At 69.2% G+C, this 12,271-nt stretch carries 9 protein-coding genes; 6 read left to right on the top strand and 3 right to left on the bottom strand.

Features of this window, described 5'->3' with window-relative positions; translation table 11 throughout:
• The first annotated feature begins 125 nt into the window (after nucleotides 1–125).
• Complete coding sequence (locus tag EIZ44_RS03395) at nucleotides 126–824, top strand: hypothetical protein (RefSeq protein ID WP_134727694.1); 699 nt, start codon at nucleotides 126–128, stop codon at nucleotides 822–824.
• Here the strand turns inward: EIZ44_RS03395 and EIZ44_RS03390 are convergent, their stop codons facing one another.
• Nucleotides 825–1,517 (bottom strand): dienelactone hydrolase family protein, encoded by a 693-nt coding sequence (locus EIZ44_RS03390; protein ID WP_134727693.1) that lies wholly within the window; start codon nucleotides 1,515–1,517, stop codon nucleotides 825–827. It abuts the gene before it with no gap.
• A 4-nt stretch (nucleotides 1,518–1,521) separates the two neighbouring features.
• Entirely contained in the window at nucleotides 1,522–2,700 is a 1,179-nt protein-coding gene (locus tag EIZ44_RS03385) for a globin domain-containing protein (RefSeq protein WP_199817392.1), read from the bottom strand.
• Between the two features lie 344 nt (nucleotides 2,701–3,044).
• Between EIZ44_RS03385 and EIZ44_RS03380 the strand changes: the two genes are divergently transcribed.
• The 4 genes from EIZ44_RS03380 (at nucleotide 3,045) to clpB (ending at nucleotide 9,688) form a co-directional block, all read left to right on the top strand.
• A complete protein-coding gene (locus EIZ44_RS03380) occupies nucleotides 3,045–3,530 on the top strand; it encodes a MarR family winged helix-turn-helix transcriptional regulator (protein WP_037808892.1) in 486 nt (161 codons plus the stop codon).
• Between the two features lie 38 nt (nucleotides 3,531–3,568).
• Entirely contained in the window at nucleotides 3,569–5,674 is a 2,106-nt protein-coding gene (locus EIZ44_RS03375; RefSeq protein ID WP_134727764.1) for an MFS transporter, read from the top strand.
• Nucleotides 5,675–5,812: 138 nt separating this feature from the next.
• Nucleotides 5,813–7,000 (top strand): MFS transporter, encoded by a 1,188-nt coding sequence (locus tag EIZ44_RS03370; RefSeq protein ID WP_037808891.1) that lies wholly within the window; start codon nucleotides 5,813–5,815, stop codon nucleotides 6,998–7,000.
• A gap of 93 nt (nucleotides 7,001–7,093) precedes the next feature.
• Complete coding sequence (gene clpB, locus EIZ44_RS03365) at nucleotides 7,094–9,688, top strand: ATP-dependent chaperone ClpB (RefSeq protein WP_037808889.1); 2,595 nt, start codon at nucleotides 7,094–7,096, stop codon at nucleotides 9,686–9,688.
• Nucleotides 9,689–9,892: 204 nt separating this feature from the next.
• Here clpB and EIZ44_RS03360 read toward each other — a convergent pair whose 3' ends face one another.
• Nucleotides 9,893–10,792 (bottom strand): TtfA family protein, encoded by a 900-nt coding sequence (locus EIZ44_RS03360; RefSeq protein ID WP_134727692.1) that lies wholly within the window; start codon nucleotides 10,790–10,792, stop codon nucleotides 9,893–9,895.
• A gap of 281 nt (nucleotides 10,793–11,073) precedes the next feature.
• Between EIZ44_RS03360 and EIZ44_RS03355 the strand changes: the two genes are divergently transcribed.
• Complete coding sequence (locus EIZ44_RS03355) at nucleotides 11,074–12,222, top strand: glycoside hydrolase family 88/105 protein (RefSeq protein ID WP_134727691.1); 1,149 nt, start codon at nucleotides 11,074–11,076, stop codon at nucleotides 12,220–12,222.
• Nucleotides 12,223–12,271: the final 49 nt, after the last annotated feature.

Genomic DNA, 12,271 nt, shown 5'->3' with positions numbered 1-12,271 from the left:
TTAGCCAGTACGGAGGGCGCGCACATCGTGCTGTGGCGGGTCATCCCCTGGGCTGGTTCCGCGGTGGGGAACTGTCCGCCCCGGACCGATGTGCGCGGGGCTCCCGGCCGGGCACGGTGAGCGGCATGTCGACCTTTCCCGGCCCTCGCCTCGGCGGAGCGGCGCTCGTCCTCGGCCCGGTGCTCGTGCTCGCCGGCGTGCTGCTGCGCCTGCCGTATCCGTTCTTCTTCCCGCACCAGCTAGCCGCTTCGGTGCAGCATCCAGCCCAGATGACCGCGGCTGCGACCTGTTTCGTGGCCGGTCAGGTGGTTCTGCTCTTCGCAGTGTCCACAGTGGTCCGGCAGATCGCGATGCGGAAGCCGCGCTGGGCGGCGTGGTCCGGTGCTCTGGTGCTGATCGGTCTGGCGGAGCGGGTCTTCCGTGGCGGATTCGACCAGGCCGCAACGGATCTCGCGCGGCACCGCGGAGCGGATTACGCGACCGCGTTCGTCGCGGACGCCTACGGCGACCTGCACCTGTTCAGCTTCTTGTCGTTCACGATCATGTTCGGCTGGCCGCTGCTGGCTTTCGCCGCCTATCGCGCCGGAGTGCTCGGGCGGGTGCGCGCAGTAGCACTCGCCGCGGCGATGCTCATGCCGCTCGGTGTCCTCAAAGGAACGACGCCGTGGTCGATCGTCGCCGCGGCCGGGCTGTGCGTTGCGCTGGTGCCTCCCGGCGTCCAACTGCTGAAACAAGCCGAACGCCCGGACCGACGCACGTTCGGCCTCGCCTGCCTCGGCGCGGTCGCGGTCGGCGCGCTCGGCTACGTGAGCACGCTGGGCTGACTACTTCAGGTGCTCGCCGAAGAACGCCATCACGCGTCGCCAGGCGTCGGAATCCGAGGGCTCGTGGTAGCCCATTCCGGCGACCCGGGCGACCGCGGCCAGCGGTGCGGGCCGGTAGTGGTTCGCGAAACCGTGCCCGGCGTCCGGATATTCCTTGACATCGTGCGGGATTCCGCGTTCGGTGAGCGCGGCGTCGAGCTTGGCCGCGGCACCGCGCAGCGAGAGGTCCTTGCCGCCGAAGCTGCCGACGATCGGACAGGCACCGTCCAAAATAGACAGATCTTTCGGCAGTGCGCCGTAGTACGGAGCGGAAGCGTCGAACTCCCGCGAGGCAGCCACCAACGCGAACCCGCCGCCCATGCAGAACCCGACGACGCCGACCTTGCCGGTCGCGTCGTCCCGTCCGGCGACGAGCGCCCGCGCCGCCTCGATGTCCGCGAACGCCCGGCCCTCGCGGGCGAGCATCTCCTGGAAAGTCCGCTTGACGCACCGGATCATGCCGCCGCGCGAGTACAGATCGGGGCTCAGCGCGAGATATCCCGCGGCGGCGTACCGGTCGGTGATCTCGCGCGCGTCCTGGTTGAGCCCGAAAATGTCGTGGATCAGCACGACCGCCGGGAACGGACCCTCGCCGGACGGCACCGCCAGATAGCCGTCGATTTCCCCGTCGGCCACCGGAATCCGGATGTCCATCGCCTCAGTCCGCCGTGAACGGGTCGTACTGGATCTGGTCCAGCGCGCTGCCCGCGACCAGCATCCGCGACACCGTCGCGCGGATCATCGCCGGCGAACCGGACACCAGGATGTCGTGGTCCGGCCACGCGCCGTACCGCGTGACCGCCTCGGCGAGCGTGCCGTGTTCGCACCCGGGCAGATGGTCGCCGCGTTCGACGACCGGGGTGATGGTGAGCCACGGGTTGGTCGCGGCGAGCGCGCGCAGTTCTTCCAGGTCGTAGAGGTCTTCGCGGGTCGGGCCGCCGTAGAACAGCCGGGTCTTCGGGTTCTCGCCCCACAGCGCGAGATGGTCGAGAATCGCGCGCAGCGGCGCGACCCCGGTGCCCCCCGCGACCATCAGCACCCCGCGCGACTGTTCGCGGTTGACGGTCATCCGGCCCAGCGGCGGACCGAGCCGCCAGACGTCGCCCGCCTGCGTGTGGCTCACGATCGCCCGCGACACCCAGCCGCCGTCGACCGCGCGCACGTGGAATTCGATGCCGCCGTCCTCGCGCGGCGCGTTCGCCGGCGACAGGTACCGCCACAACCGCGGCCGCTGCGGCACCTCGACGCTCATGTACTGACCCGGCGAATACGGCACCGGCTGGTCCGGGATCACCCGCACCAGCGCGAGATCCCAGGTGAGCCGCCGGTGCTCGACCACGGTCGCCGACCACGACGCCGGGTTCTCGTCCGCCGCCGCGGCCTCCTGCATCGCGCGCGCGACGATGGTGAACGCCTCCGCCCACGCGCGCTCGACCTCCGGCGTCCAGTCCGGGCCGAGGTGGTTTTTCAACGCGGCCAGCAGCGCGGTCCCGACGGCCTCGTAATGCTTGGGGGCGACGCCGAACTTGCGGTGGTCGCGGCCGAGCTGGCGCAGGAACGGCAGCAGGTCGTCCGGCCGGTCCACCATCTGCACGACGCGGGCCAGCGCGCGGATGATGCGCCCGCCCTGCACTTCCATGTTGATCGGGAAGAAATCGCGCGTGGCGGGCGCGAGGGTGAACAGCATCCCGTAGAAGAACTGCGAGATCTCCGGCGCGTACGGCTCCGATTTGGCCCAGGTGTCGCGGATGAGCTGCACCATCGCGACGACGGCGGCGGGCGCCTGCCGGGGCGCGGCTGAGGTCCGCGGGAGCGGGCTGATCGAATCGGCTGTCATCGGGCTGTCGTCGTTCATGGGTCGGGACCGGAGGCCGGGGGGTTGGGAGGGAAGGGTCACGAGAGCAGGGCGGCCGAGGTTGTCGGATTCGGCTCGCGCCGCCGCGCGGGGGAATTCGCCACTCCTGCTCCTCGTTGTCCACGACGTGCTCGCCGCGTCGGCATCGCGGGGCGTCTGGTCCGCAGAGTAGCCGCACTGAGGCGGAAAGCCCGCATCGTTGCTCCGGTCGGGTTACCGGCCAGTCAGGACGTGGGGCAGCTCACCGATTAGATAGTTGTCCTACGCAACCTTCGGCAGCTAAACTTGTAGAATACAAGCAAGTGGGCACAGGCCCGGGAGGAACGATGAGCCCAGCTGACGACGTGCGGCTCGAACTGCTGCGGGAACTGAAGGCGTCCGCCCAGCTCCAGCACCTGTGGATCATGCAGGCGTGGCAGAACGAGCCAGGGCTGCACCCGGCCTCGGCGATGCTGCTGTCCGACCTCGCCAAGCACGGCGAGGCCCGTCCGTCCGAGGTCGCGAAGCGCAGGCTCGTCGACCTGTCGGTGATCAGCAGGCAGATCGCCCAGTTGCAGGCCGCCGGGCTGATCGAGCGCCGCCCCGCCCCCGAGGACGGCCGCGCGTCGCTGATCAGCGTGTCCGAGGCCGGTCTCGCCCGGCTCGAACTCTGGCGCAAGCAGTACCTCGAGTTCTTCGAGACGGCACTGGGCGGCTGGGACGAGGACCGGATCTCCGGCCTCACGTCGCAGCTCGCCGAATTGAACGAAGGTCTGCGCGCGACGCTCGGCCCGTCCGGGTACTGCGCCGGCGCGCCGCAGTCGGGAAAGTGAAGTAGCGAAAAGTGGAAACCACCGCATCCGGGCAGCCGATGACGCACCGGGAAATCCTCAAGGCCTTCACCGGCCTTTTGCTGGCCCTGCTCGTGGCGTTGCTGTCGTCGACCATCGTGTCCAACGCGCTGCCGACGATCCTCGCCGACCTGCACGGTTCGCAGAGCGAGTACACCTGGGTCGTCACCGCGACGCTGTTGACGTCGACCGCGACCACCCCGATCTGGGGCAAACTCTCCGACCTGTTCAGCAAGAAACTGCTGTACCAAATCGCGATCGTCGTTTTCACCGTCGGATCGGCGCTGGGCGGCATCGCGCAGTCGATGCCCGAACTCATCACCTACCGCGCGCTGCAGGGCATCGGGCTCGGCGGGCTGCAGGCGCTGATCCAGGTCGTCATCGCGGCGATGATCGCGCCGCGCGACCGCGGCCGCTACACCGGTTACACCGGCGCGGTGTTCGCCGTCGCGACCGTGTCCGGCCCGTTGATCGGCGGGCTGATCGTCGACTCGCCGCTCGGCTGGCGCTGGTGCTTCTGGGTGTGCGTGCCGCTGGCCGTCGTCGCGTTCATCGTGCTCGGCCGGACGCTGAAGCTGCCGGTGCTCAAGCGCAAGGTGCGGATCGACTGGCTGGGCGCGACCCTGCTGGTCGGCGGCGTCGCGCTGCTGCTGATCTGGGTTTCGCTGGCGGGCGGCAGCTTCGGCTGGGTTTCGTGGTCGAGCGCCGCGTACGTCGGCGGTGCGATCGTCGCGCTGGCGCTGGCGGTTCTCGTCGAATCCCGGGTCGCGGAGCCGGTGGTTCCGCTGCGGCTCTTCCGCAACCGCACCTTCACGCTGTCCGTGCTCGCCTCGCTGGCGGTCGGCACCGCGATGTTCGGCGGTTCGGTGTTCCTCGGCCAGTACTACCAAATCGCGCGCGGTTTCTCGCCGACGCACGCCGGCCTGATGACGCTGCCGATGGTGCTGGGGCTTGCCGTCGCCTCCACCGGCGCGGGGCAGGTCATTTCCCGCACCGGGCGCACCAAGCCGTTCATGGTCGCGGGCGGGGTTTCGCTGCTGGCCGGGCTGTTCCTGCTCTCGACGGTGGACCACGCGACGAACCTGACGCTGATGGGCGTTTACCTCGCGCTGGTCGGCCTCGGACTGGGCTTCCTGATGCAGAACCTGGTTTTGGTAGTCCAAAACACGGTCGCGATGAAGGACATCGGTTCGTCGTCCTCGGTCGTCACGTTCTTCCGGTCGCTCGGCGGCGCGGCGGGCGTGTCCGCGCTCGGTGCGGTGCTCGCCGCCCGGGTGGCCACGAACATCGCGAACTCCCTGTCGCAGATGGGTATTCACTCGGGCGGCGCAGTGTCCGGCGGTGGCGGCACGTTCGCCATCTCGTCGCTCCCGCCGGCGCTGCAGCCGGTGGTGCGCGGGGCCTTCGGCGACGCGACCGGCACGGTGTTCTTCGTCGCGGGCTGCATCGCCGTGGTCACCTTCCTCGCGGTGCTGTTCATCAAGGAGGTGCCGCTGCGCCGGACGCTCGACGCGGACGCGGCGGCGGTTTCGGTCGAGGCCGTCTCGGTGGTCGAAGCTCCGGTCGAGATGACCTCCGTGCTGCGCGGCCGGGTTCTCGACGCGGGCGGTCGTCCAGTGTCCGGTGTCGTGCTCACGCTCACCGACATGACCGGGCGTCAGGTCGACGTCGGGCGTACGGGACGTACGGGCGCGTACGAGTTGTCGGCGGACACTGTGGGCGAGCACGTCCTTCTCGCGACAGCTGGTTCGACGCGGCCCGCGGTGTCGACCGTGCGGCTTAACGGCAACGCGCGTTGGCACGACTTGCTGTTGGACAGCCAGGGCGCCATCTCAGGTCGCGTACGCGCAGCCGGTCGCCACGCCGCGGTCGCAGGCGCGGTGCTGACTCTTACGGACCGCCTGGGCATTGTCACCGCAACGCACATCGCGGGCGGCGACGGCGCGTACCGCTTCACGGGAATCGAACCGGGCGCCTACACGCTCACTGTGTCCGCACACGGATACACGCCGCACGCCGAGACGATGACGGTCGGCGACGGTGCGGCGGCACAGCACGATGTCGAACTGAGCGAGGCTGTTGAACGAGAGTTCGTTAGGCACCAAGGAACACTCAGCGTCGACTAAAGGAGCTCGTGAGTGTTTGTCGCGGTTCTCGCCGCGGTAGACACTCACGAGCTTTCTACTGGGAGTGGCATTTGCCGCCAAGCGATGCGCCCTCCCGGCCCTGCCTCGTCCCCCTCTCCCGGAGGTAGCGTCGAATATGTGACGCGAAGCAGGGTCGCGATGTTGCTGGCAATGGGGATCGACAACTTCGGTTCCGGACTTTTCCTTCCGCTCGCATTGCTTTACGTGACGCGGGTGATCGGAATCCCGCTCGTCGAAGCGGGCACCGCGGTCACTTTGGGCACCACGGCGGGGCTTCTCATGCCGCCGCTGGCCGGGCGGCTGGTGGATCGCGCTGGGCCGAGAGCCGGAGTTCTTGCCTCGCAACTGTTGCAGGCCGCCGGAATCAGCGCGTATTTGTTCGCGCACGACATCGGCGGAGTTGTGGTCGCCGCCATCCTTCTTGGTGCCGGGCAACAATTGTTCTTCAGCTGCCTGTTCGCGCTCGTCGCCGCGGTCGCCGGGGACGTGCCGAAGGACCGGCCGTTCGCCGAGGTCGGAATGGTGCGCGCGGGCGGGTTCGGGCTCGGCGGGCTGATGTCGTCGGCGCTGCTCACCTGGTTCGGCGACAGCGGTTACCCCATCGCACTCTTCGTGGACGTGCTGACTTTCCTCGCGGCGGCGGGCCTCGTCGCGGTGTTCATCCCGCCCGGCCGCCGGTTCGCGCCCGCGGCGCGCGTGCGCAGCGGGGTGTGGCGCAACCGCCCGTACCTGACTCTGATCCTGCTGAGCGGGCTGTTCGGGCTGTCGCTCGACTTCTTCCTCATCGGCACCCCGGTGTTCGTGCTCGACCGATTGCACGCGCCGACCTGGCTGCCCGGCGCGATCCTCTTCCTGCTGACCGTGCTGACCAGCGCCGGTGGCACGGTCGCGCTGCGGCTCACCCGGGGCCTCAGCCGGATCAGCGCGATGCGCGCCGGGTCAGCGCTGTTCGCCGCGTGGTGCCTGACGAGCGTCGGCGTGCTGCTGGTTCCGCGAAGCTGGCAGGTGCCGTACCTGCTGGCCGCCACGCTCGTGTTCGCCGCCGGCGACCTGGTGTTCGGCCCGCGCTCCGGCGCGCTCGCCGAGGCCGCCGCACCACCCGAAGCGAAGGGCCGTTACCTCGCCGCGTTCCAATACGCGTTCACTGTGGCTCAGGTGCTCGCTCCAGCGATCGTGTCGTTGTTTTCCGTGGCGGCTTGGTTACCCTGGGTGCTGGTCGGGGGTTGCGCTTGCCTTGCCGCGCTCGGGCTCGGCAGGCTGGGACCGAGGCTGCCCGCGGCCGCGGTGGCACCAATTCAGAGTTGAGCGGAACAGACTCAACTTTGCTGACGTTATACCTGTCGACGGGCCTTGGTCGGGCCTGTCACCAGGTATTTCCACAAACGCATGAGGTGAGGGATGGACGCTTTCAACCCGACCACGAAGACCCAGCAGGCGATCTCGTCCGCGGCGCAGGCGGCCACCGTGGCCGGCAACCCGCACGTGTCGGCCGCCCATTTGCTGGGCGCCCTGCTGGCGCAGGGTGACGGGACCACCGCACCGCTGCTGACCGCGGTCGGGGCGGACCCGGAGACGGTGCACAAGGAGCTCGAGCCGATCATCAACGGACTGCCGTCGGCGACCGGCGCGACCGTGTCGACGCCGCAGTTCGACGCGCCCGCGGTCAAGTCGCTCTCGCAGGCGCAGAAGCTCGCCACCGAACTCGGTGACGAGTACGTGTCGACCGAGCACCTGCTCGTCGGCCTCGCCACCGAAGGAGCCCAGGTCGCGGACCTGCTCAAGCGGCACGGCGCCACGCCGGACGCGCTGCGCGAGGCGTTCGCGAAGGTGCGCGGGTCGGCCCGGATCACCAGCGCGGATCCCGAAAGCACGTTCAAGGCGCTGGAGAAGTACGGCGTCGACCTGACCGAGCGGGCCCGTTCCGGTGAACTCGACCCGGTCATCGGCCGCGACACCGAGATCCGCCGTGTCGTGCAGGTGCTTTCCCGGCGCACCAAGAACAACCCGGTGCTGATCGGCGAACCGGGCGTCGGCAAGACGGCGATCGTCGAGGGCCTCGCCCAGCGGATCGTCGCGGGCGACGTGCCGGAATCGTTGCGCGGCAAGCGAGTCGTCGCACTCGACCTCGGGTCGATGGTGGCCGGAGCCAAGTTCCGCGGCGAGTTCGAGGAGCGGTTGAAGGCTGTCCTCAAGGAGATCACCGACTCCGCGGGCGAGGTCATCACGTTCATCGACGAGCTGCACACCATCGTCGGTGCGGGTGCGACCGGCGAGGGTGCGATGGACGCGGGCAACATGATCAAGCCGATGCTCGCCCGCGGCGAGCTGCGGATGGTCGGCGCGACCACGCTCGACGAGTACCGCCAGCACATCGAGAAGGACCCGGCGCTGGAGCGCCGTTTCCAGCAGGTGCTGGTCGGCGAGCCGTCGCCGGAGGACACCATCGCGATCCTGCGCGGGCTGAAGGAGCGTTACGAGGTGCACCACGGGGTCCGGATCACGGACGCCGCGCTGGTCGCCGCCGCGACGCTGTCGGACCGCTACATCACCGCGCGGTTCCTGCCGGACAAGGCGATCGACCTGGTCGACGAGGCCGCCTCGAAGATCCGCATGGAGATCGACTCGCGTCCGGTGGAGATCGACGAGGTCGAACGGGCCGTGCGGCGCATGGAGATCGAAGAGATGGCACTGTCCAAAGAGGACGACGCCGCCTCTCTCGAACGGCTCACCGCGCTGCGCGCCGAACTGGCCGAGAAGCGCGAGGAACTCACCGCGCTGACCGCCCGTTGGCAGAACGAGAAGGGCTCGATCGAGACCGTCCGTGAGCTGAAGGAGCAACTGGAGCAACTGCGCGGCGAATCGGAACGCGCCGAACGCGACGGCGACCTCGGCAAGGCCGCCGAGCTGCGGTACGGCCGGATTCCGGTGCTGGAGAAGGAGTTCGAGGCCGCGATGGCCGCGAACGAGGCCAGCAAGCAGAACGTCATGCTGAAGGAAGAGGTGGGCGCGGACGACGTCGCGGACGTGGTCAGCGCGTGGACCGGCATCCCCGCCGGACGGCTGCTGGAAGGCGAGACGGGCAAGCTGCTCCGGATGGAGGAGGAGCTGAATCGCCGCGTCATCGGCCAGGACCAGGCGGTCCAGGTCGTCGCGGACGCCGTGCGGCGCGCACGGGCCGGCGTTGCCGACCCGGACCGGCCGACCGGCTCGTTCCTGTTCCTCGGCCCGACCGGCGTCGGCAAGACCGAACTGGCGAAGGCGCTGGCGGAGTTCCTGTTCGACGACGAGCGCGCGATGCAGCGCATCGACATGAGCGAGTACTCCGAGAAGCACTCGGTGGCCCGCCTGGTCGGTGCTCCCCCGGGTTACGTCGGCTACGACCAGGGCGGCCAGCTGACCGAAGCCGTCCGGCGCCGCCCGTACACGGTGGTGCTGCTGGACGAGGTCGAAAAGGCGCACCCGGACGTGTTCGACGTGCTCCTGCAGGTCCTCGACGACGGCAGGCTCACCGATGGCCAGGGACGGACGGTGGACTTCCGGAACACCATCCTGATCCTGACGTCGAACCTCGGCTCGCAAGCGATCGCGGACCCGGCGCTCGACGAACGCCAGCGCCGCGACGCGGTGATGGAGGTCGTGCAGCGGCAGTTCAAGCCGGAGTTCCTGAACCGGCTGGACGACATCGTGGTGTTCCACGCGCTCGGCACCGAGCAACTGACGTCCATTGTGGACATCCAGGTCGCCCGGCTCGCCAAGCGGCTCGCCCAGCGCCGCCTGCACCTCGAGGTGACCGACGGCGCCCGGGAATGGCTGGCACTGAACGGCTTCGACCCGATCTACGGCGCCCGCCCGCTGCGCCGCCTGGTGCAGTCGGCGATCGGGGACCAGCTGGCCAAGCAGCTGCTCGCCGGCGAAGTCCGGGACGGGGACACCGTGCGGGTGGACCTGCCGGAACTGGAAACCGGTGACACGCTGACGGTGTCGCGGGTCTGATGTTTGGTCCGTGAAGGGCTCCTTGAGGGACTTAGATTCCCTCAAGGAGCCCTTCACGACGTTTGGAGGTAAGCGCGACGCGGGCCGCCGCTTGACGGCTCCCCTCACGAACCCTTCGTCGCAGGCCTCGGCACAAGTTGCCAGCCCGGAACGCGAAACCGCCCGGCCGCAGTAGCGCGGCCGGGCGGTTCCAAAACCAAACCCTCAGGCGTCCTCGCCGTGCCCAGGTTCCACCGGACGCGCGGGAGCCGTCGGAGTCGCGCCCCCACCCGGAGGCGGAGTCCGCGGCGCGGGCGGAGACGGCTGCCGCTCCGTCATCCGGGTGTCCGCCGGCGACGGCGCCGACGTCTCCACTGCGCGGGTATCGACCGGCCGCGTCGCCTGCGTGTCCGCCGGAGAAGGAGCGCTGGTCGGCGGCGCAGCCGGAGTCCCCGCAGACGGCGTCCACGTGCGGTTCGAGTCGTAGTCCTCGTCGAACGGGTCCACGATGTCCGCGATCTCGCCCAGATCCCGCAGCAGCCGCTCAAGCCGCGACGGCCCAGCACCGGGCACGACGCTCGCCAGCACCCACTCGTTCTCCAGCCACGCCACGCCGACGTCACCGCCCAGCTGGTCGGCCGCGTCCACCAGGTCCTGGGTGATGACCTGGCGCGCCCCCTCGGAGTCGTCCGCGAAGGCGTAGCGCTGGCCGATCGGGCCGAGCATCTCCGGCATGTTCTCGCGCTGGAACGGCACGCTCGACAGCCACATCTCGACCGGCACCCGGTGCGTCTTGTTGCAGCGCACGGCGACGACCACCGCGGGCACCTGGCCTTGCGATTCGATGTCGAAGATGAACACCGGACGGCGGCCGTCGGAGGTGAAGGTGGAGCCCGCGACGACGTTCACCGCCGCGTCGGCTCCGAAGTAGCCGATCGCGCCTCCCGACCACTGCCGGGGCAGCCGTTCGTCCTCTTCCACGAACTGCCAGCCGCGCAACTGGGCCCAGCGCTGCCGCTCACGGTTGCGCGAGCCCTCCCTGGCCCGGTCCGCGAAGAGCAGGCCAAGCCCCGCCACCAGCGCGACGGCGGCGATGACGAACCAGATCCACGCCGAGATACCCACGCCGGTCAGGGTATCGCTGCCGAGCCCTCCTACCGGGACGGCCGCACCGTGTCGGCGCGCCCCGTTTGGCCGGAACCCGCCAGGTCGCGTCGACAAATCGGCTAATCGCCCGGGTCAGGTGTCCATTGCGGACCGGTTCCCGCTGACCGGACGCCCCGCTGGGCCTATCCAGCGATCGCGCCGGACATCCCGGACAGGAACCTTGCCGGACCGCTCCCGCGCCGGGTAGAGGTCGTTCGACAGCCTTTCCCGCCGCCGCCGACAGCAGGAAGGACACCCGCATGTCCCTCTCGAGAAGATCGGTACTGACCGGGGCCGCGGCGGCACTCGGCTCGCTCGCGCTGCCCGGGGTCGCGGCGGCCGCGGGCGCGCGCGACTGGTCCCGCGCCGTCATCGACTCCACCATGAAGCGCTACACCCCGGCGTCCATCGGCGGCTGGAGCTATCCGCTCGGCCTCTACTTCTACGGCCAGTACCTCTTCTACCGGCGCACCAAGGAGCGCAAGTACCTCGACTACCTCGTCGCCTGGTACGACCGGTTCATCACCGACGACGGCATCTCCAACAGCTTCAGCAGCCTCGACTCGATGCGTGCCTGCCAGATGCTTCCGTTGCTGTACAACGAAACCGGCAACGCCAAGTACCGCAAGGCCGCCGATCAGCTGCGCAAACGCTTCGAGACCTATCCGCGCACGAGCGACGGCGGGATGTGGCACGCGGTCAGCCGTCAGCACCAGCTGTGGGGCGACGGCGTGTACATGGCGCAACCGTTCCTAGCGTTGTACGGCAAGGTTTTCCACGACCCGACGTACTGCTACGAGGAGTCCGCCAAGAATCTGTCCGTCTACTTCGGACACCTCAAGGAACCCGCGAAGGGCCTGATCTACCACGCCTACGACGAAAGCGGCACCCAGCCGTGGGCGACCGGGCCCGGCAAGCACTCCAGCTTCCACTGGGCCCGCGCGATCGGCTGGTTCGGGATGGCCGCGATCGACATCCTCGAGGTGCTGCCCGCCGACCATCCCCGCAGGCCGGAGCTGGTCGGGATCGTCCAGTTCCTCGCCGACGGATACCGCCGGTTCCAGGACCCGCGGACCGGCCGGTGGTACCAGGTCGTCGACCACGGCGGGGACGACGGGAACTGGCTGGAGACGTCCGCGTCCTCGATGTACGCGTTCACCGTCTCCCGGGGCGTCGAGCGCGGATATCTGCCCGCGTGCTACGCCTCGGTCGCGCAGCGCGGCTACGCGGGAGTGCTGCAGAAGGTGTCGATCGGGTCGGACGGACTGACGAATATCGCCGACATCTGCGAAGGGACGAACGTCGGGGACCTGAAGTTCTACTTCGCGCGGAAGCGACTGACGAACGACTTCCACGGGCTCGGCGCGTTTCTGATCATGAACGAGCAGTTCACCCGGTATCGCTGCTGAAAAGCGCGAAGGGCCCCTTGATCGACTCAACGGGCCCTTCGCGACACAG

Origin of the sequence: Amycolatopsis nivea, from assembly GCF_004522235.1 — a bacterium.
Classification (GTDB): Bacteria; Actinomycetota; Actinomycetes; order Mycobacteriales; family Pseudonocardiaceae; genus Amycolatopsis; species Amycolatopsis nivea.
Note: the sequence above shows the minus strand (reverse complement) of the source record. Positions and strands in the feature narration are given on the sequence as shown.

Coding starts and splice junctions, on each gene's coding strand:
- EIZ44_RS03395 (WP_134727694.1), top strand. CDS start 126: ATGTCGACCTTTCCCGGCCCTCGCCTCGGCGGAGCGGCGCTCGTCCTC.
- EIZ44_RS03390 (WP_134727693.1), bottom strand. CDS start 1,517: ATGGACATCCGGATTCCGGTGGCCGACGGGGAAATCGACGGCTATCTG.
- EIZ44_RS03385 (WP_199817392.1), bottom strand. CDS start 2,700: ATGACAGCCGATTCGATCAGCCCGCTCCCGCGGACCTCAGCCGCGCCC.
- EIZ44_RS03380 (WP_037808892.1), top strand. CDS start 3,045: ATGAGCCCAGCTGACGACGTGCGGCTCGAACTGCTGCGGGAACTGAAG.
- EIZ44_RS03375 (WP_134727764.1), top strand. CDS start 3,569: ATGACGCACCGGGAAATCCTCAAGGCCTTCACCGGCCTTTTGCTGGCC.
- clpB (WP_037808889.1), top strand. CDS start 7,094: ATGGACGCTTTCAACCCGACCACGAAGACCCAGCAGGCGATCTCGTCC.
- EIZ44_RS03355 (WP_134727691.1), top strand. CDS start 11,074: ATGTCCCTCTCGAGAAGATCGGTACTGACCGGGGCCGCGGCGGCACTC.